The 20,775-nt window shown below is 50.3% G+C and carries 17 protein-coding genes and 1 pseudogene; 4 read left to right on the top strand and 14 right to left on the bottom strand.

Annotation, left to right across the window (positions count from 1 at the left end; all coding sequences use genetic code 11):
• Both T500_RS17180 and T500_RS17035 read left to right on the top strand, forming a co-directional pair.
• Nucleotides 1–235 (top strand): annotated as a pseudogene (locus T500_RS17180) (hypothetical protein); the annotation flags it as partial.
• Between the two features lie 16 nt (nucleotides 236–251).
• Nucleotides 252–356 carry a smalltalk protein gene (locus T500_RS17035; protein WP_155267551.1) on the top strand — a complete coding sequence of 35 codons (105 nt, stop codon included), beginning with the start codon at nucleotides 252–254 and terminating at the stop codon, nucleotides 354–356.
• A 90-nt stretch (nucleotides 357–446) separates the two neighbouring features.
• Here T500_RS17035 and T500_RS0113080 read toward each other — a convergent pair whose 3' ends face one another.
• Together T500_RS0113080 and gyrA are read right to left on the bottom strand one after the other, a co-directional pair.
• Entirely contained in the window at nucleotides 447–1,661 is a 1,215-nt protein-coding gene (locus T500_RS0113080; RefSeq protein WP_028908489.1) for a tetratricopeptide repeat protein, read from the bottom strand.
• A gap of 70 nt (nucleotides 1,662–1,731) precedes the next feature.
• A complete protein-coding gene (gene gyrA, locus T500_RS0113075; protein ID WP_028908488.1) occupies nucleotides 1,732–4,272 on the bottom strand; it encodes a DNA gyrase subunit A in 2,541 nt (846 codons plus the stop codon).
• Between the two features lie 244 nt (nucleotides 4,273–4,516).
• Between gyrA and T500_RS0113070 the strand changes: the two genes are divergently transcribed.
• Entirely contained in the window at nucleotides 4,517–7,051 is a 2,535-nt protein-coding gene (locus T500_RS0113070; protein ID WP_028908487.1) for an ATP-dependent Clp protease ATP-binding subunit, read from the top strand.
• A gap of 19 nt (nucleotides 7,052–7,070) precedes the next feature.
• On the opposite strand, the gene T500_RS0113065 is transcribed toward T500_RS0113070, so the two are convergent.
• The 9 genes from T500_RS0113065 to T500_RS0113025 form a co-directional block, all read right to left on the bottom strand.
• Nucleotides 7,071–9,008 carry an NAD(+) synthase gene (locus tag T500_RS0113065; RefSeq protein WP_028908486.1) on the bottom strand — a complete coding sequence of 646 codons (1,938 nt, stop codon included), beginning with the start codon at nucleotides 9,006–9,008 and terminating at the stop codon, nucleotides 7,071–7,073.
• Nucleotides 9,005–9,703: a DUF2027 domain-containing protein gene (locus tag T500_RS16015; RefSeq protein WP_013065031.1), complete on the bottom strand. Its 699-nt coding sequence runs from the start codon at nucleotides 9,701–9,703 to the stop codon at nucleotides 9,005–9,007. Before T500_RS16015 ends, T500_RS0113065 begins: the two co-directional genes overlap by 4 nt.
• Before the next feature lie 89 nt (nucleotides 9,704–9,792).
• Nucleotides 9,793–10,395 carry an electron transport complex subunit RsxA gene (gene rsxA, locus T500_RS0113055; protein ID WP_028908485.1) on the bottom strand — a complete coding sequence of 201 codons (603 nt, stop codon included), beginning with the start codon at nucleotides 10,393–10,395 and terminating at the stop codon, nucleotides 9,793–9,795.
• A 38-nt stretch (nucleotides 10,396–10,433) separates the two neighbouring features.
• Complete coding sequence (gene rsxE, locus T500_RS0113050) at nucleotides 10,434–11,015, bottom strand: electron transport complex subunit RsxE (protein ID WP_028908484.1); 582 nt, start codon at nucleotides 11,013–11,015, stop codon at nucleotides 10,434–10,436.
• Between the two features lie 3 nt (nucleotides 11,016–11,018).
• Nucleotides 11,019–11,639 carry an RnfABCDGE type electron transport complex subunit G gene (locus T500_RS0113045; protein ID WP_028908483.1) on the bottom strand — a complete coding sequence of 207 codons (621 nt, stop codon included), beginning with the start codon at nucleotides 11,637–11,639 and terminating at the stop codon, nucleotides 11,019–11,021.
• Nucleotides 11,636–12,628, bottom strand: coding sequence for an RnfABCDGE type electron transport complex subunit D (locus tag T500_RS0113040; protein WP_028908482.1), 993 nt, complete (start codon nucleotides 12,626–12,628; stop codon nucleotides 11,636–11,638). Before T500_RS0113040 ends, T500_RS0113045 begins: the two co-directional genes overlap by 4 nt.
• A 27-nt stretch (nucleotides 12,629–12,655) precedes the next feature.
• A complete protein-coding gene (gene rsxC / locus T500_RS0113035) occupies nucleotides 12,656–14,029 on the bottom strand; it encodes an electron transport complex subunit RsxC (RefSeq protein WP_036909126.1) in 1,374 nt (457 codons plus the stop codon).
• The gene (locus T500_RS0113030) at nucleotides 14,026–14,907 is read right to left on the bottom strand and encodes a Fe-S cluster domain-containing protein (protein WP_028908480.1); all 882 of its coding nucleotides are present in this window, start codon (nucleotides 14,905–14,907) and stop codon (nucleotides 14,026–14,028) included. Before T500_RS0113030 ends, rsxC begins: the two co-directional genes overlap by 4 nt.
• Before the next feature lie 25 nt (nucleotides 14,908–14,932).
• The gene (locus T500_RS0113025) at nucleotides 14,933–15,346 is read right to left on the bottom strand and encodes a SoxR reducing system RseC family protein (RefSeq protein WP_028908479.1); all 414 of its coding nucleotides are present in this window, start codon (nucleotides 15,344–15,346) and stop codon (nucleotides 14,933–14,935) included.
• 152 nt (nucleotides 15,347–15,498) lie between these two features.
• Here T500_RS0113025 and T500_RS0113020 point away from each other — a divergent pair, with 152 nt between their 5' ends.
• Nucleotides 15,499–15,939 carry a hypothetical protein gene (locus T500_RS0113020; protein WP_028908478.1) on the top strand — a complete coding sequence of 147 codons (441 nt, stop codon included), beginning with the start codon at nucleotides 15,499–15,501 and terminating at the stop codon, nucleotides 15,937–15,939.
• On the opposite strand, the gene T500_RS0113015 is transcribed toward T500_RS0113020, so the two are convergent.
• Genes T500_RS0113015 through metH form a run of 3 tightly spaced genes read right to left on the bottom strand, consistent with a single transcriptional unit; the run spans nucleotide 15,936 to nucleotide 20,762 of the window.
• Entirely contained in the window at nucleotides 15,936–16,571 is a 636-nt protein-coding gene (locus T500_RS0113015) for a hypothetical protein (protein ID WP_155267550.1), read from the bottom strand. The two genes, T500_RS0113020 and T500_RS0113015, sit on opposite strands and share 4 nt — an antisense overlap.
• A gap of 5 nt (nucleotides 16,572–16,576) precedes the next feature.
• Nucleotides 16,577–18,061 carry a family 10 glycosylhydrolase gene (locus tag T500_RS0113010; protein ID WP_028908476.1) on the bottom strand — a complete coding sequence of 495 codons (1,485 nt, stop codon included), beginning with the start codon at nucleotides 18,059–18,061 and terminating at the stop codon, nucleotides 16,577–16,579.
• Nucleotides 18,051–20,762: a methionine synthase gene (metH, locus tag T500_RS16010; protein ID WP_080694899.1), complete on the bottom strand. Its 2,712-nt coding sequence runs from the start codon at nucleotides 20,760–20,762 to the stop codon at nucleotides 18,051–18,053. The genes T500_RS0113010 and metH overlap by 11 nt, the downstream gene beginning before the upstream one ends.
• Between the last annotated feature and the right edge of the window lie 13 nt (nucleotides 20,763–20,775).

Here is a 20,775-nt window from a genome sequence, read left to right as displayed (position 1 = left end):
GGAAGAGCTGGCCAACACCGCTATCCAGATTACCTGTATCGACCGCAACGGCAAGGAGGTGAAGCGTGTAACCAGTGGCGACAGCGGTGAGGTGGAGGACAATGAGAACACCCAGCCATCAACCGGTGGCAACACCGGTGGCAACGGCAGCAATACCGGCGGTAACACAGGTGGTAACACCGGAGGCGGCAATCAGCCCAGCAACCCAGGTAGTGGCGGCTCAGACATGAACTAACGAAAGGAGGTGAGTTATGAGTAAGAAAGAAACCCTGAAGTTCATCATCCAGATGATTGCGAGCATCGCAACAGCGATTGTAACGGCCCTGGGAGCTACATCGTGCATGGGCGCCATGTAAAAAAAACACGCAAAACAGCATGTATAAAAAGAAATCAGCCGGGGAGCGGGATGCTCCTCGGCTGATTGGGTTTATATACTTGATCGTAGATTAGCGTGACTCTTCCTCGGCCTTCTTGGTCTCAGGAGCGTCAGCACCATAGTAGTTGTAGTATGCGTTGTAGCGGTTGTAACCCCACTTAGCCTGCAGCATGTCGGGGTCGAGCTCCTTAGCCTTGTCGAACAGCTCGATAGCCTTCTTGTAAAGCTCCTTCTTCTTAGCAGGATCCTCTACGTTCTGAGCCTGTACGCTGTAACCAGTACCTGCGTAGGTAGCGATGATAGCGTTGTCGGGCTTAACCTCGAATGCCTTCTGAAGGTAAGGAACAGCCTCCTCGGCCTTGTTAGCCTGGAGCAGAGCAAGTCCCTTATCGGCGAGGGCTACAAAGTTGTTAGGATTAGCGGCGAGAGCCTCGTCGAGGATTTTGTTAGCATCCTCGGTCTGACCAAGACCCAGCAGGGTATTGTACAGCTTCTCCATTACACCATCAACCTTGTGCTCGGCATAGATGTCCTTCAGGCTGGCAGCATACTTAACTGAGTCGTCCTTAGTCTTCAGACCGTCGCCAAGAATCTCGAGCTTGAGGTTAAGAGCGTTCTCGTACTCCTCGGGATCCTTCATAGCTACATCGGCCAACTCGAGGGCCTTAGCCATATCCTTGTCCTGATAAGCGAAGATTGAAGCGAAACGGGCTACCTGTCCGAAGAAAGGCTTCTGCTGCTCGCGGTCGCAATCCTTGAACATAGGAGCAGCGTCGCTCTCGGTGAACAGCTGCCAGTACTTACGAGCTGAAGCGTTGTCCTTAGCGCTGAGTGCATCCTGACCAGCGTTAACGAGGGTGTTACGTGGAGCAGTCCACAGGCGCTGAGCATTCTTAGCAGCAAACTTAGGTGCTACCTTACCCTTCTCGTTAGGCATCTGGTCGAACTTGTCGCACTCGATACCTGCAACGATAGCGGCATAGGCCATCTCGTTCATCAGTTTCATATCAACGGGTTTCTCTTCCTTACCCATCTGCTTGTTTACCTGATTCTCGGTCTGGATAGCGCTCTGAGCATTAAAGTCGTTCAGGGCAAGGTCAACAAGCTTGTTGTAGGCCTTTGCCTTCTCGGCATCGTTAGCCAGAGAACCAAGGCTGCTCTTGATGAGAGTCTCAGCTTCTGCATAAGTCTTTGCCTTGAGGATAGCCTTCAAAGCGTCACTGTCGCCGGCAAATGCGGTAGAGCTAGCTACCAGCACACATGCCATCATGATTAATTTTTTCATAAGCTTTTAAAATTGGTTGAACTTATTGTTACTTAAAATTTATTTTTTGACGTTTACTTGAGCGGATAGTTTAATCCTTATTCTCGGTCTCGGGGGCCTCAGCAGCCTGAGCAGCCTCAGCATCAATCTCAGCCTCCTCGATATCCTCGTCCTCGGCCTGCGAATGCATCACCTTACATACCGAAGCAATGCTATCGTTCTTCTTGGTGAGGTTGATGAGACGAACACCCTGTGTGGCACGGCCCATGACACGAACATCGGCCACCTTCAGACGGATCAGCACACCACTCTTATTAATAATCATCAGGTCGTTCTCGTCGGTTACCACCTTGATGGCTACCAGACGACCGGTCTTCTCTGTGATTGAAAGAGTCTTAACACCCTTGGCACCACGTGAGGTCTTGCGATAATCCTCAACCTCGGAACGCTTACCATAACCGTTCTCTGAAACAACCATGATGGTCTCGGTGTTAGGATCGTTTACGCAAACCATACCTACAACCTCGTCGTCGCCACCATCGAGACGCATACCGATTACACCGGTAGATACACGACCCATGGTACGAACATCGTTCTCGTCGAAACGTACAGCACGACCATTGCGGTTAGCCAGCAACAGCTCGTTGTGACCGTTGGTGAGGCGTACGCCTACTACCTGGTCGCCCTCGTTGATGTTGATAGCAATCACACCGTTGGCACGTGGACGTGAGTAAGCCTCGAGACAAGTCTTCTTGATGATACCCTGCTTGGTAGCGAATACTACGTAGTGTGAGTTGAGGAACTCGGTATCGTTGAAGTTCTTGATACGCAGAACGGCGTTGATGGCATCATCGGGCTCGATATTCAGCATATTCTGGATAGCGCGACCCTTTGAGTTCTTATCACCCTCAGGAATCTCGTAACACTTCTGCCAGTAGCAACGACCCTTCTGGGTGAAGAACAGCAGTGTGTTGTGCATGGTGGCAGGATAGATATACTCGGTGAAGTCGTTGTCGCGATGACGGGCAGCCTTTGAACCCATACCGCCACGACCCTGCTCGTGGAACTCTGACAGTGGAGTACGCTTGATGTAACCCATATGCGAAATGGTGATAACCACTGGATCGTCGGGATAGAAGTCCTCGGCATTGAACTCGTGGTCGAATGGGATAATCTCGGTACGACGCTCGTCGCCATACTTCTCCTTCACCTCCTGCAGGTCGGCCTTCATCACCTCCTTACAACGCTCGGGGTTATCCAGGATCTCCTGCAACTCGGCGATGAGCTTCTGCAAATCGTCGAACTCCTGATGGAGCTGATCAACACGCAGACCAGTGAGCTGAGCCAGACGCATATCAACGATGGCCTTACTCTGCAGCTCGTCCAACTCGAAGCGGGCCTCCAAGTTACGCTGAGCGTCGGTAGGAGTCTTGCTGTTACGGATAATGCGAACTACCTCGTCGATATTGTTAACGGCGATAATCAAACCCTCGAGGATGTGGGCACGCTCCTGAGCCTTACGCAGATCGTACTTGGTACGACGGATGGTTACATCGTGACGGTGCTCAACGAAGTATTTGACACACTCCTTGAGTGTAAGCAGGCGTGGGCGACCCTTTACCAGGGCGATGTTATTAACTGAGAATGAGCTCTGAAGGGCTGTCATCTTAAACAGCTTGTTGAGCAATACGTTGGCGTTGGCATCGCGCTTGCAATCCACAACGATACGCATACCCTGACGGCCCGACTCATCGTTTACATTAGCTACACCCTCGATCTTGTGCTGGTTAGCCAGGTCGGCGATATAAGCTACCAGGTCGGCCTTGTTTACACCATAAGGAATCTCAGTTACCACAATCTTATCGTGTGTGTCGCCGCTCTCAATCTCGGCCTTGGCACGCATCACGATACGACCACGACCAGTCTCGTAAGCATCCTTCACACCCTGCAGGCCATAGATGTAAGCACCTGTTGGAAAATCGGGTCCTGGGATGTACTGCATCAGGCCCTCGGTGTCGATATCAGGATTGTCGATATAAGCGCAGCAGCCATCGATCACCTCGCCCAGATTGTGGGTAGGCATATTGGTAGCCATACCTACTGCGATACCGTTACCACCGTTAACCAGCAGGTTAGGAATCTTGGTAGGCATCACGGTTGGCTCCTCGAGCGAGTCGTCAAAGTTAGGCGCCATGTCAACGGTCTCCTTATCCAGGTCGTCCATGATGTGCTCACCCATCTTTGAGAGGCGGCACTCGGTGTAACGCATGGCAGCAGGTGAGTCGCCATCTACCGAACCGAAGTTACCCTGACCGTCGACCAGTGTGTAACGCATGTTCCAATCCTGGGCCATACGCACCAGGGCACCGTATACTGAAGAGTCGCCGTGTGGGTGGTACTTACCAAGCACCTCACCTACAACGCGGGCACACTTCTTATAAGGCTGTGTAGATACATTGTTGATGTTCATCATACCATAGAGGATACGGCGATGAACGGGCTTAAAGCCATCGCGAACATCGGGAAGGGCACGGGCCACGATTACTGACATAGAGTAATCGATATAGCTCGATTTCATCTCTTCTTCGATGTTGATCTTAATAATTCTGTCGTTGTCGAATGTTTGATCCATCTTTTTTATTTGACTATTTAACTATATACTTTTTTATCAATTTTGCGTTTAAGGGCATTTTTAAGCCCTCTGACGCGTTTTTAACCGTGCAAAGGTAGTAAATTATTTGCGACCCACCAAACCTTTTAAGCTATTTTATGGTAAAAATTTAGCTTTTTATGGCACGATGTTTGCAAGATTTGTTGTATCTTTGCAAAAGATATATAATAATAGGTATATTAATAACAATTAGAAACAAACATAGATGACGACACAATTTTCGCCAAAACTATCAGAAATACTGGCTTTCTCGCGTGAAGAGGCAGCCCGACTGGCTAGCCGATCGGTAGGTCCCGAACACCTGCTGCTAGGCATTCTGCGCAGTAACGAGGGTCCGGTCATCGACCTGTTTAACAGGCTGAACCTGAATATGCAGGCGGTTAAGACTGAACTGGAAATGCGCGTAAGGGAGGACGAGATTGGTCAGCCCATACACACTACCGACCTGGTGCTGAACGAGAAGGCCAGCAACGTACTGCGACTGGCTGTACTGGAAGCACGCATTCAGAGAGCCAATAAGATAGACGAACAACACCTGCTGCTGGCCATACTGCACGACTTGGCTAACAACGGGGCAAAACAAGTATTAGAAATGAACGATGTGACATACGACGACGCTGCAGCCATACTGTTTGCGCCGAAGAACACAAACGTAAGTAATAACGTGAGCAACGGCATAGGACTGCCCGACGAGGAGGAAGAGGAGTTTGAGATGAATGGCGACAAGGGCATTCCGGTGAGCAAGATTAATAACACCGCCCAGAAGAAGCCTGCCTCGAAGACACCTGTGCTTGATAGCTTTGGTACCGACCTGACAAAGGCCGCTGCTGATGGTAAGTTGGACCCCTGCGTAGGCCGCGAGCGCGAGATACAGCGTATTGTAGAGATTCTGGGTCGCCGCAAAAAGAACAACCCCATACTGATTGGCGAGCCTGGTGTAGGTAAGAGCGCCATTGTAGAGGGACTGGCCCAGATGATTGAGGCTCACCACTGCAGTCCGATGCTGTTTGGTAAACGTATCTTTACGCTGGATATGACAGGCGTTGTGGCAGGCACCAAGTATCGCGGACAGTTTGAGGAGCGCCTGAAAGCCCTGATGAAGGAGCTGGAGGCTAACCCCGACGTGATTGTATTTATCGACGAGATACACACCATTATCGGTGCTGGTTCAACCCCTGGCAGTATGGATGCTGCCAACATTATGAAGCCAGCTTTGGCACGCGGCACCATACAGTGCATTGGTGCTACTACGCTTGACGAGTATCGCGAGAGCATTGAGAAGGACGGCGCCTTGGAGCGCCGATTCCAGAAGGTGCAAGTAGAGGCTACCAACAACGAGGAGACGCTGCAGATCCTGCGTAACATCAAGGATCGCTACGAACAGCACCACCATGTGACATATACTGACGCGGCACTCGAAGCTTGTGTCAAATTGACAGACCGCTATATTACCGACCGTTTTATGCCTGATAAGGCCATCGACGCACTCGATGAGACAGGTTCGAAGGTACACTTAGGCAACGCCCAGATTCCACCCGAGATTATAGAGAAGGAGAAGGAGCTGGCCGAGGCCCGCGAAAAGAAGCAGAAGGCGGTGAAGAACCAGAACTACGAACTGGCAGCCGGTTATCGCGACCGCGAAACAGCACTTACCCAGGAGCTGAAGGAGCTGAACGACCGCTGGACCAACGGCGAGGGCGAAGAGCGACTGGTGGTAGATGCCGACCAGGTGGCCGAGGTGGTTTCGATGATGACAGGTGTGCCCGTACAGCGCATGGCTGAACAGGAGGGCGTACGCCTGAAGGGTATGGCCGTTGAGCTGAAGAATGCCGTGATAGCCCAGGATGCCGCTATCGACAAGATGGTAAAAGCCATCCAGCGCAACCGCGTGGGACTGAAGGAACCCAACCACCCTATCGGCGTGTTTATGTTCTTAGGTCCAACTGGTGTGGGTAAAACCTATCTGGCCAAGAAACTGGCCGAGTTTATGTTTGGCAGTAGCGATGCGCTGATTCGTATCGACATGAGCGAATATACCGAGAGCTTTAACACCTCAAGACTGATAGGTGCGCCTCCGGGATACGTAGGTTACGGCGAAGGCGGACAGCTGACAGAGCGCGTGCGCCGTCACCCCTACTCGATTGTTCTTTTGGACGAGATTGAGAAAGCTCACAGCAACGTATTCAACCTTTTGCTGCAAGTGCTTGACGAGGGACGCATGACAGATGGCAACGGACGACTGGTGGATTTCCGCAACACGGTGATTATCATGACATCGAATGCAGGTACACGCCAGCTGAAGGACTTTGGTCGTGGCGTAGGTTTCGGTGCATCGGCACAAACGGGACTGATGAAGAGCGACAAGGACAAGCAGTACGCACGCGACATTGTACAGAAGGCACTATCGAAGCAGTTCTCACCTGAGTTCCTGAACCGACTGGACGAGATTATCACCTTCGACCAGCTGGATCTGGATGCCATCAAGCGTATTATCGAAGTAGAACTGAAGGGCCTGTACAACCGTATTGAGCAGATAGGCTATCACATCGACCTGAGCGACGAGGCCAAGGAGTTTGTGGCCACCAAGGGTTACGATGTGCAGTTTGGTGCCCGTCCGCTAAAGCGCGCTATACAGAACTATCTGGAGGATGGCATTAGCGACCTGATAGTGAATGGCGACCTTGAACCGGGAGCCAACATCCATATCACACTTAAAGAAAATGAGTTAGCATTCAGCTAACTCATTTTTCATTATTCACTTATAACGACTCGCATTCTTTTAACCAAAGGGCGGATGATGCATCGCTTGGCATGCGCCAATCGCCTCGGGGCGACAAGCTGACACTACCCACCTTAGGACCATCGGGCAAGCACGAACGCTTGAACTGCTGATTAAAGAATCGGCGACAGAAGGTGGTGAGCCATTTCTTGACCGTCTCCTCGTCGTAAAGGGCGGGCTTCTCGCTGGTAGCGGTGCAGAAAGCACGCTTAGCCAGCAGGAAAATCTTCTTAGGACTGAAGCCGTAACGCAGGAAGTAATAGATAAAGAAATCGTGCAGCTCGTAAGGACCAACAAGATCCTCGGTTTTCTGCTTAATGTTACCCTGTTCGTCGGCAGGAATCAACTCGGGCGAAATGGGGGTATCGATGATGTCCAACAAAATATCACTAGGCATACTAGATTCCCTAGAAATACTAGTAACCAAGTAGCGTATAAGGGTCTTAGGCACACCGGCATTCACACCGTACATCGACATGTGGTCGCCATTATAGGTAGCCCAACCAAGAGCCAACTCCGACAGATCGCCTGTACCTACCACGATGGCGTTCTCCTTGTTGGCCACATCCATCAGAATCTGTGTGCGCTCGCGTGCCTGCGAGTTCTCGTAGGTGATATCGTGAACCGAAGCATCGTGATTGATATCTCTGAAGTGCTGGGTAACAGCAGCAGCAATGCTGATTTCGCGAATGGTAACACCCAAGGTCTGCATCAGCTTCAGGGCGTTATTATACGTACGATCGGTGGTACCGAAACCAGGCATGGTGATACCCACGATACCCTGACGGTCGAGTCCCAACTTATCGAAAGCCTTGACGGTTACGAGCAGCGCCAAGGTAGAATCCAAACCACCGCTGATACCGATGACAGCCTTTTTACCATTGATATGGTGCAGACGCTTTACCAAACCCATCACCTGGATATTAAGAATCTCCTCACATGATGCCTGCATGTTCTCACTCTTAGGAATGAAGGGATACGGATCGATGTTGCGGAAGAGCTCGAACGGACGCTGACAAGTGGCCTTGCAGGCGATTTCTCGAGCGTGGGCATTTCGCTGCGCATTAATGAAAGTGGTATTGGTGCGGCGCTCAACATGCAGCGCCTGAACATCAATCTGGCACATCTTGATTTGCGGCTGCAACGAAAAACGGTCGCCCTCTTCGAGCAGTCGTCCGTTCTCAAAGATAATGGCATTGCCGCCATAAACCACATCCTGGGTCGACTCGCCAAAGCCGCAGCTGGCATAAACGTAACCACTAATCATACGGGCACTCTGCTGGGCAAGCAGCGACTTAAGGTAAGCATGCTTACCAATCAGTTCGTCGCTGGCCGAGAGGTTGAAGATGACATCGGCACCAGCCAAAGACAAGTTATTGCTAGGTGGTGTGGGTGCCCATACATCCTCGCAGATCTCAACACCGAACTTCACGCCATCGGCAGTAACAAACACCTGTGGCTCGGCAGATACGTGAACGGGGCTGCCTGCAAAATATATCTCGGTAGGATTCAAGTCCTGTGCCGATGCAAACCAGCGCTTCTCGTAAAACTCGCCATAGTTGGGCAGATAAACCTTAGGCACAATGCCCAACAGCTGTCCACCCTGCAGCACAGCTGCACAGTTGTACAGCAAGCCGTTGACTACCACTGGCAAACCAACAATCACGATGACGTTGAGCTTGCGGGTGAAATCAAGCAGTTTTACCACGCCATCCTCGGCATGATCGAGCAGGAGCTGCTCTTTAAACAGATCTTGACACGAATAGCCCGTGATGCAAAGCTCGGGGAACACCATCACCTCAACACCACGATCCTCGGCCTGAGCTATCAGGCTCTCAATCTGCTGCACATTATACTCTACATCGGCCACTTTGACCGTGGGCACAGCAGCTGCTACGTTTACAAATCCGTATTTCATAGTTTTACTTTTTGTACGTCGTTCTCAATGAGTGTGTAAATAAGGGCGGGCTGCTCGAAGAAATCGTTCTCGCGGAATGCATGCAGCTTGTAGAACTTAACGGTATCTACACGCACCTGGGCATTAACGGGCGACTTTAGCAGGAAATGTTTTTCGCGCTTATAAGCCACCAGCTGTACACACAGATGCTCAAGGTCGTTCAGGTCCTCGCGACCGAACTCCTCGATAAACTCCTTGCAGTTAGGCTCAATCTCGCCCTCGGCTCTCAGCTTCCAGGCTGTACCCTCGGCAGTCATCAGCACATAACGCAGATAGTAGTTCGAGTCGTTAACCAAATAGCTCTCGAAACGGGTTTGCGAGAGTTCCTTTACATCCATGGGCACAAAAGCCAGGAAGGCACTCAGCTTGTCGCCACCCTTACGTTCCTCAGGCTTGGGTTTAAAGGTAATGGGACGGTCGGCAGGCTCAATCTCGGGTTCCTCGTCATCGTCGGCAGCCATACGGGCCTTGGCCTTCTGTTCAACCATACGGGTAGTTTCGTAGCTCTCCTCGCCTACCACTACCACCTCGTTAATGAGCATCGGCATCTGGAAGCCATCCTCATCCTCAACAAGCACTATATTCTTGCCCTGGAAGCCGGCAACTTTTCCACCGCCAACTTCGCTCAGGAATCTTACTTTATCTCCAATCTTCATCTTTAAAATACTGTAAATTTGGGGCAAAGTTAAAAAAAAAAGCCCGAACTACAAAATAGTTCGGACTCTTTTTACCAATAGGTGGCTATTTAGTCGAGACCAAAGAGAATCTTCAGTCCGCCATCCACACCCGAGAAGCCCATAAAGGCCAGGCTGAGCAAACCAGCTGACAGCATGACGATGGCCATACCCTGCATGCCCTTAGGAATCTTTACCAACTCCAGCTGCTCGCGCATACCGGCAAACACGGTGAGGGCTACGCCAAAGCCGATGGCTGTTGAGAAGGCGTACACTACCGACTGCAGCAGGTTGTAATCCTTCTGGATAACCAGAATAGCTACACCCAGCACAGCACAGTTGGTGGTAATCAGGGGCAGGAAAATACCTAATGCCTGATAGAGGGCTGGCGACACCTTCTTGAGCACAATCTCGACCATCTGTACCAGCGAGGCAATCACCAGAATAAAGGCAATCGTCTGCAGATACTGCAGGCCAAAGGCATCGAGTACATATTTCTGAACCAACCAGGTAACGATGGTGGCCAGCGTAAGCACAAAGGCTACAGCTGCCGACATACCCAGCGAGGTATCAATCTTTTTTGAAACGCCAAGGAACGGACAAATGCCCAGGAACTGCGACAACACGATGTTGTTGACAAAAATGGCGCTAATGAAAATCAAAACGTATTCCATAATCTATTTATTGACCATTGAACATTGACCATTGAACATTAATTCCTAATTTTGTTCACGATCGCGATGAGGAAACCGAGGGTGATAAACGCACCTGGAGGCAACACAAAGAGCAGAATGTTATAAGTCTCTGGAATCAGGGTGAATCCGAAGATAGAACCCGAACCCAACAGCTCACGACACATACCCAGCAGGGTAAGGCCGAGTGTAAAACCAAGACCTATACCGATACCATCGAACAGTGAAGCTACGGGTGAGTTCTTGGCAGCAAAAGCCTCAGCACGACCCAGGATGATACAGTTAACCACGATGAGCGGAATGAACAAGCCCAACGAGGCATCAACCTCTGGCAGATAAGCCTTGATAACCATCTGCAGCAGCGTAACAAACGCAGCAATCACTACAATGAACACGGGGATACGTACCTTATCGGGGGTAACCGACTTGAGGCACGAGATAACCACATTGGTACAGATGAGTACCGCCATAGTGGCGAGGCCCATCGACATACCGTTGCCAGCAGAAGTGGTAGTGGCCAGTGTAGGACACATACCTAGCATAAGGACGAACGTGGGGTTCTCCTTAACAATGCCGTTTTTTATAATCTGTATTGCATTCATAAACTATTCACTTTTCTTTGTGGCACCCGACTCGGCATCGATAGGGGCAGCCTTGTAAGCGTTATAAGCATTGTTTACAGCCAACAGGAAAGCACGACTGGTAATGGTTGATGCTGTAATGGCATCTACCTTACCGCCATCCTTCGATACGGTGAGAGGCTGAGCAGGCGTAAGACCGATGATATCGCCCTTCTCGCCCTTCTGGAACCACTTATCGGCCTTGGCACCAAGACCTGGTGTTTCGGCATGTTCCAACAGCGTGTAACCAAGAATCTGACCCTCGGTATTAAAACCTACCAGCACCTTCAGATTGCCCCCGAATCCACCTGTGGTTGATTCAACAGCAGCACCAAGTTCGTGGCCCTGGGCATCCTTAGTTTCGTAAATCACATAAATCAGCTCCTTGCCCTTGGCATCGGTCTGCTTTACAGTATCGGTATTAGCTACCTGCAGGTCATCGACACACATCACCGACTTGATACCATCGGCCAACGCCTTGGCTTTCTGATCGGCAATAGGACCCTCGGTAAGGTGGTTCACAAAAGCCAGGATACCACCCATGATAACTGCTACTCCGGTGAGCACCAGCACCATATTTAATAATGATGATTCAAGCTTCTTCATTTTGCGACCTCCCCGAAACGTTTTGGTTTAACATAATTGTTGATGAGCGGTGTGAACGCATTCATAATCAGAATGGCGAACGACATACCCTCGGGATAAGCACCCCAGTTGCGGATAACAACGGTTAGGAATCCGATGGCCACACCGTAGATAAGCTGACCCTTGGGCGTCATAGGACTGGTTACATAATCGGTTGCCATAAAGATGGCGCCCAGCATCATACCACCAGTAAGCAGCACGGTAAATGGATCAGGGTAAACAGGATTAGCCAGATGCAGCAAACCAGAGAACACAAACGCGGTACCAAGGATTGATACGGGAATGTGCCAAGTGATGATGCGGTTGTACAGCATAAAGGCCAGACCCAAAAGCAAGGCCAACGCACAAATCTCACCCATGGCACCAGCACCGCCCGAACTTGAACCTAACAACAGGTCGAACGATGAAGGCAGCTGATCAAGTACCGAAGCGTCGCCCGTACGGATGGCCGAATTGATAATCGAGAGTGGTGTAGCACCTGTCTCGGCATCGAGATAGGTATCCCACTGTCCGATCTTTGGCCAAGTGGTCATCTGGGCAGGGAAAGCTACCAGCAAGGCAGCACGGCCCACCAGCGCAGGGTTAAAGATATTGTTACCCAAACCACCGAACGTAAACTTAGCTACGCCGATAGCAAACAGCGCACCAATCAGGATAATCCAGATGGGCAGGTTTGAAGGCACGTTGAACGCCAGCAGCAAACCAGTAATAATTGCCGATCCGTCGAGCAGCGTATTCTGTTGTCTCTTCAGAATATATTTGCAGATAGCCCACTCGAAAAAGCAGCAGGCTGCCACACTGGTGGCGGTAACGATAACCGCACCCAAACCAAAGAAATAGAACGAAGCGAGCAGCGCAGGCATCAGGGCGATGATAACACCATACATGTTGCGCTCGATCGAATCGCGGCTATGAGCGTGTGGCGATAATGAAACTATTAATTTACTCATTGATCATTGTAGATTGAACATTGAACATTATTTTTTTGCGGCGCGGGCTCGGATGATACCCATCACGGTGCTCTTACCCAAGCGGATGTTATCGAGCAGCGGACGATAAGCCGGACAAGTGTACTGACACGAGCCACACTCGATACAGCTGGTGATATCCTCGCTCTCGGCACGCTCCCAGTTCTTTACCTCCGAGAGTTTTGCCAGCAGGTATGGCTCCAGTCCCATCGGACAAACACCTACGCACTTGGCACAACGGATACAAGGCTGGGCATCCTTACGGCGAGCCTCATCATCAGAGATAATGGTTACCGAGTTGGTACCTTTACAGATAGGCACCTCTACCGAAGTAAGAGCCTTACCCATCATTGGTCCGCCAGCCAGCAGTTTATTATCGCCCTCGGGCATACCGCCACAAGCATCGATCAGATCCTTCATAGGTGTACCCATACGCACCAGGAAGTTGCCTGGGTTCTGCAGTTTCTTACCGGTAACGGTGGTGTAACGCTCAAACAGGGGTTTATTCTTCATCACAGCCTCGTAAACGGCAAAGGCAGTACCTACATTCTGTACGATAGCGCCCACGTTTACGGGGATAGCTGGAGGTGCTGGAACCTGACGATTAATAACAGCATCAACCAACTGCTTCTCACCACCCTGGGGGTAGCGCTGCTTCAAGGGCACCACTTCTACGCTGAACTTTGAACCTGCGATATTGAACTTCTCGTCACATTTCTTGGTGAGCAGTTCGATAGCAGCAGGCTTGTTGGTCTCGATACCGATATAACCCTTGGTTACCTTGGCACCTATCATCAGGAGCTCTAATCCAACCAGAATCTCATCGGCATGCTCCATCATCAGGCGATAGTCGGCAGTGATGTAAGGCTCGCACTCAACGGCGTTGATAATCACGCACTCGGCCTTGGCTGTTGGTGGAGGCGTCAACTTGATAAAGGTTGGGAAACAAGCACCACCCATACCTACTACTCCAGCGTTCTGCACACGCTTTACAATCTCCTCGGGAGTAAGCTCGGGATGAGCCGCCACCAGTTCGAGTTTATCAGAACGGTCGATGCTCTCTTCCCACTCGTCGCCCTCGACATTGATAATAATCACGGGCTTGCGATATCCGGTAGCATCGATAGCTGTATCAATCTTGAATACGGTACCGCTGACCGACGAGAAAATAGGTGCCGACACAAAACCGCCAGCTTCGGCAATCATGGTTCCTACCTTTACCTTGTCGCCCTTTTGGACTACGGGTTTGGCAGGCGCACCGATATGCTGACCCAATGGGAATATGGCCTGCTTGGGCAGCGCTGCTACCTTGGTAGCCACCTCGTGGGTGAGCTTATTCTCTGCAGGATGGATACCACCCAAACTAAATGTTTTTATCTTCATGCTTTTGCCTCCTCTTCTTTTTTAGGTTCTTTGGGCTTTGGTGCAGGTGCAGGCGTTGGGAAGTTAACATCCACGATAGCATGCTTAGGACAAACGGTGACACACTTGCGGCACAAACGGCACTTCAGGTGGTCGATGTAAGCCAGGTTGTTCTCAACGGTGATCGCACCAAAATTACACTCCTTTTCGCACTTGCCGCAACCAATACAGCTAACGGCACAAGCCTTCATGGCAACAGGTCCCTTGTCCTTGTTGACACACGATACGAACACGCGACGCCCCTTGGGACCCTTCTTGCGAAGCTCGATGATGTTACGCGGACAAGCCTTTACACAAGCGCCACACGAGGTACACTTCTCTTCGTCGACCTCGGGGATTCCTGTCTCGGGGTTCAGACTGATAGCGCCAAACTGGCAGGCTGCAACGCAATCGCCACAACCCAGGCAGCCAAAGCCACAAGCTGTTTCGCCAGCACCACAAGCGTGCATAGCGGCACAGGTGCGCAAGCCCGAATACTCGGCAATCTTGGCACGGTGCTCGCAAGTACCGTTACAACGCACTACGGCTACCATCGGCTCGGAATTAGCGATGGCCATCCCCAATAAGTCGGCTACCTTTCCCATAGTCTCAGCGCCGCCAACAGGACACATCAGTCCGTCGAGGCTTCCGGCATCGGCACCCTTCACAAGGGCATCGGCCATACCGCTACAACCTGGGAATCCGCATCCACCGCAATTGGCTCCGGGCAACAACTCACCCACCTGCGCAATACGGGGATCCTCATAGACAGCGAACTTCTTGGAGGCTGCAAAAAGCACAATAGCAGCTATCAAGGCGATAGCTCCAAGTACAATTACTGCAATCAAGATGAAATTCATAATCTATTTGTTTTAGTTACTATAATTATTTCTCGATATTGAAGGCAATCTGCTGCTGAATGCGGTTCTTCATCGCCCACAGCGCCAAATAGTAAGGTACCAACGACGCTAAGGCCACTAACGCGGCAAGCCCTTCATCGTCTGTAAGCTTCAGGACTATCATCAGTACACATATTAATAATAAGAAAGGTGCACCAAAGCCTAAAAGCAAAGCGCGATTGGCCACATCCTTCGATGCCCACACGGTAACCTCCTGCCCTATCTGGTAGTTCTGGGTATCGGTGGTAAACACATCAACAATCTTTATTTTCGATTCGGCAGCGTTACAGTGCGAAGCCACCTTACAGGCAGCACACGCTGAAGTCTGGACAATCTGCACCTTGATGCATCCATCCACAATACATTTAACGGTTCCCGAATGTGTTATCTTATTACTCATTAATTTGCTAAGTAGACATTACATTTTGCAAAGGTACGACAATCTGCTGAATAAAACAAGCGAAAATACGGTTTTTTAGCAAAAATAATCGTAATCGTTTGCAATTACAAAAGATTTTTTATACTTTTGTCGCAGAATTAATAAAAGAAAAGATGAAAGCAACCGAACTGACTCAGCAGCAGATTGAGCGTGCTATCCGTAAGATAGCCGACAAGTTTCCTCCTACACAGGAGGCTAATGTAATGACCGATATCCACTTCCGCGTAACGCAGGATACCGGTGAGCTGATGGCGTTCGACGATAACGACGAAGAGATTAATCGTTGCATCATCGAAGACTGGATTGGTGATACATCCGACAACTTCTTCGAAGAGATACCTGCCGTGTTCCGCAAGTGTCTGGATAAGATGAAGGATACCATCGAGAATATGTCGATTCTGAAACCATTCTCGTTTGTACTGGAGAATGAAGACAAGGAGTCTGTAGCCGAGTTGTATCTGGTTGACGACGAGACCGTGATTTTCGATCCCGAACTGATGAAGGGTTTGGACGAAGATCTGGATGCGTTCCTGAAGCAGCTGCTGGCCGACTAATCTAACTCCTCACTTTTTTGCAACTGGAAATTACGCTGGGCATCTAGCGTAAAAACTTCCTCTGTGCGTGTTTTGTGGGCATCCTTCGAGTAGTCCATCAGATGGATTTCATAATCACTCGTAATGGTGAAGTATTGCAGGATGTCTTCGGCGCCGAAATCGTCGAGGTCGGCCTCCTCATCAATCGCGTACAAACAGAGTTTATCTACAGGCATATAATCGTTGTCTAAAGAATACAGCCACAACGAGTACCTGTCGTCTTCCTCATCGGCTGCCAGAATCATCATGCGCGCACCTAATGATTCTGACAGCGAGATGGCTTTCTGCTTGTTGTTACCCTCCAGCTCCAATGCCTTGGCAATATCCTGAGGTACAGGTTTGAAATCGGGCAGGTAACGCACCAGCTCATCACTATAGGTAATGGGTAATGGCAGAAGGTTCAAGCTGTCGTAGAACTGCTTCAGCGGGTTGTCGGTATCAGCCAAGTTGATACCCTGAGCCGCCAGTCGCTCAGCAGCTTCTATCTTCTGAATACTGTCCAACTTATGCTGCATCTCTTCAGCACTCATACTCCTACCGCCACAGGCAGCCAGCAGCATCACAGCAAAAATTCCTCCTATCAACCCTTTCATTGTTCTTATAATTTAATTTTCTTCGAAGCAGGCTTGCTCTCGTTCTGAATACGGTTCAAAGCAGTTACCACGTAAGTAAACTTCTGCTTACCCTCATCATAAGGCAGCTTGTAGAAAGGCTTATCAGTGATGGCCACAATCTTCGAGGCATCATCAACGTTCACCTTCTCGCCCTTGGCAAAACGATACACCACAAACTTATTTGGGTGCTGATCCCAGTGCTTGCTGTGGGTGGGCGTCCAGAACAGGATATAGCCATCCTCGGTCCAAACGGGGGCCAACTTCTTTACCTTCTTGGGTGCCTTATCGCTGAGGAAAGGCATCTCGGGCTGCAAGGCAGGATTCTGCCAGTACTTGGTGCGCAGCAAGGTGCCGTAATTACCCACGTTATCAACCGCAGCCTTAGCATACCACAGTACGGTACCCTTAACAGCTGGATTGGCACGGTGCAGATTCATCTTAGCATCCATCTGATGTTTGTTAGGATTCTGCAAATCGGGATATTTCACGGTGCGCTCCACATCCTCGCCAATCACCAGCGGACGGTTGGCGGCATGCTGATTCCACCACTTAATCAGGGTAGCATAATCGGCAGCCTTATTGCCAATCTCCCAGTACAACTGGGGCACGCAGTAATCCAACCAACCATTGTTTACCCACAACAGAATGTCGGCATACAAATCGTCGTAGTTCTGGGTGCCGTTGGTGTTACTGCCCACAGGTGAGCTCTTTTTGTTACGGTAGATACCGAATGGCGAAATGCCCACCTTTACCCAAGGCTTAACCTCGTGGATAGCCTGATAGAACTGCTCGATAAACAGGTTTACGTTATAACGGCGCCAATCGTTCTGATCCTTGATACCATTAGAGTGATCGTGGAACAGTTCATCATCGGGAATGCTCAGTCCCTTCACGGGGTAAGGATAGAAATAATCGTCCATATGGATACCGTCCACATCGTAACGGGCCACGATATCCTTTGCAACCATACAGATATAATCGCGGTTTTCCTGCATACCAGGATTCAGGATAAACAAATCGTCGTAAGAAAAACAGCTATAGGGCTTGCGAACGGCAATATGATTATTGGCCAACTGATGGGTGGTCTTAGTCTTAGCACGGAAGGGATTAATCCAGGCGTGCAGCTCCATATCGCGCTTGTGACACTCGTCGATCATCCACTGCAGGGGGTCCCAATAAGGATTGGGCGCCTTACCCTGTGTGCCAGTCAGGAATCGGCTCCAGGGTTCAATCTTACTCTCGTAGAGCGCATCGCACTCGGGGCGCACCTGGAAGATAATCACGTTTACGCCATCCTTCTTCAGCTCATCAAGCTGATAAGTAAGCGTTTGCTGCATCTTCTTGGTACCAAGATTCTGGAACTGTCCGTTTACACACTGAATCCAGGCTCCGCGCATTTCTCGCTTCTGAGCCCAAGTTGTCATCGCCAGCATCAGGGCGAGAGCCATCAATAGGTATTTATTCTTCATATTTGTATTTGTTCTTTCTTGCTTCTTCGAGTGATACAATCTGGGCTTGCTCCTGGTGATATTCCTCGCGCAGGGTTTCATACTTCTGGTCGAGTTCGTGCTCCACAGCCTGCTTGTCGGTCAACAGCTTCTGGGCAACCAGTGCATTCTGCGAGGCATCCTTCATCCATACCACCGGACCGCCATAAACGGGGGCAATTTTTAATGCCACATGCAGCTCGCTGGTAGTAGCGCCACCAATCATGATGGGGATATCCATCCCAGCTTTCTTCAGTTCTTCGGCCACGTTCACCATCTCCTCCAGACTGGGAGTTATCAAGCCGCTCAAGCCAATCATATCCACGTGCTCCTCCTGAGCCTTTTTCACGATCTGCTCGGCAGGCACCATCACGCCCATATCCAATACCTCGTAGCCGTTGCAGGCCATCACCACATTCACAATGTTCTTACCGATATCGTGCACGTCGCCCTTAACGGTAGCCAACAGCACTTTACCTGCCGAAGTGGTGCTCTCGGTTTTCTCAGCCTCTATATAAGGCTGCAGGATATCAACGGCCTGCTTCATGGTGCGGGCTGTTTTTACCACCTGCGGCAGGAACATTTTTCCTTCACCAAACAGCGTACCTACGGTATTCATACCTGCCATCAGTGGCCCCTCGATAATCTGAACCGCATGGGAAAACTTAGGCAGTGCCTCTTTCAAATCTTCCTCCAGAAATGTACCGTCGCCCTTAATCAACGCCTGAGCTAATCGCTCTTCAACTGGCGTCTGGGCGCGATCCTGAAAAGGGGTGTTTTCGCTGGTAGCGCCTCCTGCTTCTTTCTTGGCCAATTCCTCTTCAAGTATCTTACCGGCCAATTCAATCAGTACCTCGGATGCACCCTTCTTGCGGTTCAGAACCACATCCTCAATTACTTCAAGCTGATTCTGAGGTATATCAGCATAAGTTACTTTAGTTGAAGGATTTACGATACCGAAATCCATACCAACCTGAATTGCGTGATACAGGAATACGGCATGCATGGCCTCGCGGATATAGTTGTTACCGCGGAACGAGAAACTCAGGTTACTCACACCACCGCTGACGTGAGCACCAGGCAGATTCTGCTTAATCCATTCCGTAGCGCGGATAAAATCGATGGCGTAGGCATCGTGCTCCTCCATACCCGTAGCAATGGCCAGAATATTGGGGTCGAAAATGATGTCGAGCGGGTTCATGCCCACCTGCTCAGTCAAAATCTTATAGGCACGTGAGGCAATCTCGATACGACGCTCGTAGGTAGTAGCCTGTCCCTCTTCGTCGAAACACATCACAACCACAGCTGCACCATAACGCATCACATCCTGCGCATGCTCGATAAACTTCTGTTCGCCCTCTTTGAGCGAGATAGAGTTGACGATGCTCTTACCCTGCACGCACTTCAGTCCGGACTTGATCACCTCCCAGTTCGAGGAGTCGATCATCACGGGAACTTTTGCGATATCAGGCTCTGCCGCAATCATATTCAGGAAGGTAGTCATTTCCTGCTTGGCATCCAGCAAGCCATCGTCCATATTAATATCAATTACCAAGGCTCCATCAGCCACCTGTTTGCGGGCGATAGAGATAGCCTCGTTGTATTTCTTTTCCTTAATCAGTCGCAGGAATTTTCGCGATCCTGCCACATTGCATCGCTCACCAACATTGGTAAATCTAGCTTCTAGATTTTCTAGAACTTCTAGTAGCTCTAGTCCAGAAAGCCACATTGAGTGTGGCTTAGGAGCAGGCACATGGGGCTTTTTGCCAACCACCAAGGGTTGGTACAAACGGATAAACTCATCGGTAGTACCGCAGCAGCCACCAATGATATTCACGATACCCTCGTCCACCAGCTCGCCCATTTTTGGAGCCATACTCTCTGCCGTCTCATCATAAAGACCAAGGGCATTGGGTAATCCGGCATTGGGGTGACAGCTGATATAATAAGGTGCTTTTTGTGCCAATTCGCGGATAAAAGGTTTCATCTGCGTGGCACCAAACGAGCAGTTCAGTCCGATAGAGAAAATAGGGTAAGTGCTGACGCTGGCCAGGAACGCCTCAAGGGTCTGGCCCGACAACGTACGACCAGCCAGATCGCTCACCGTTACCGACACCATAATGGGCAGTTCTACCTTACGTGCTTCCATCGCGCGCATACATGCATCGATGGCACATTTGGCATTCAGCGAGTCGAAGATGGTCTCTATCAGCAGCGTATCTACCCCACCCTCAATCAGTCCGTCGGCCTGTTCCTGATAAGCCTCCAGCATCTCGTCGTAAGTCACATCACGGAAAGCAGGATTGCTCACATCGGGCGACATCGAGAGGGTTTTGTTGGTAGGACCGATCGAACCTGCCACAAAGCGGGGCTTCTCGTCGGTACTATATTCGTCGGCCAACTGTCGGGCTAAGCGTGCCGACTCGCTGGCCATCTCGTGCGCACGGTCTTCAAGATGATATTCAGCCTGCGAAATGCGCTGACTGCTGAACGTGTTGGTGGTGATGATATCGGCACCGGCTTCAAGGTATTTGCGATAGATATCCGAAACGATTTCGGGGTGTGTCAGGTTCAGTTCATCGCTGTTACCAACCTTGCCCATCACGGCACCTATCATGGTTCCCATACCGCCATCGAGTATGAGAATACGCTGTTTTATGATCTCGTTTAGTTCTTTCTTCATTTTGTTACGATGC

This window comes from Xylanibacter ruminicola Ga6B6 (assembly GCF_000687715.1).
In the GTDB taxonomy this organism is placed as follows: domain Bacteria; phylum Bacteroidota; class Bacteroidia; order Bacteroidales; family Bacteroidaceae; genus Prevotella; species Prevotella ruminicola_B.
The sequence above is the reverse complement of the archived record's forward strand: the minus strand, read 5'-3'. Positions and strand labels throughout refer to the sequence as shown.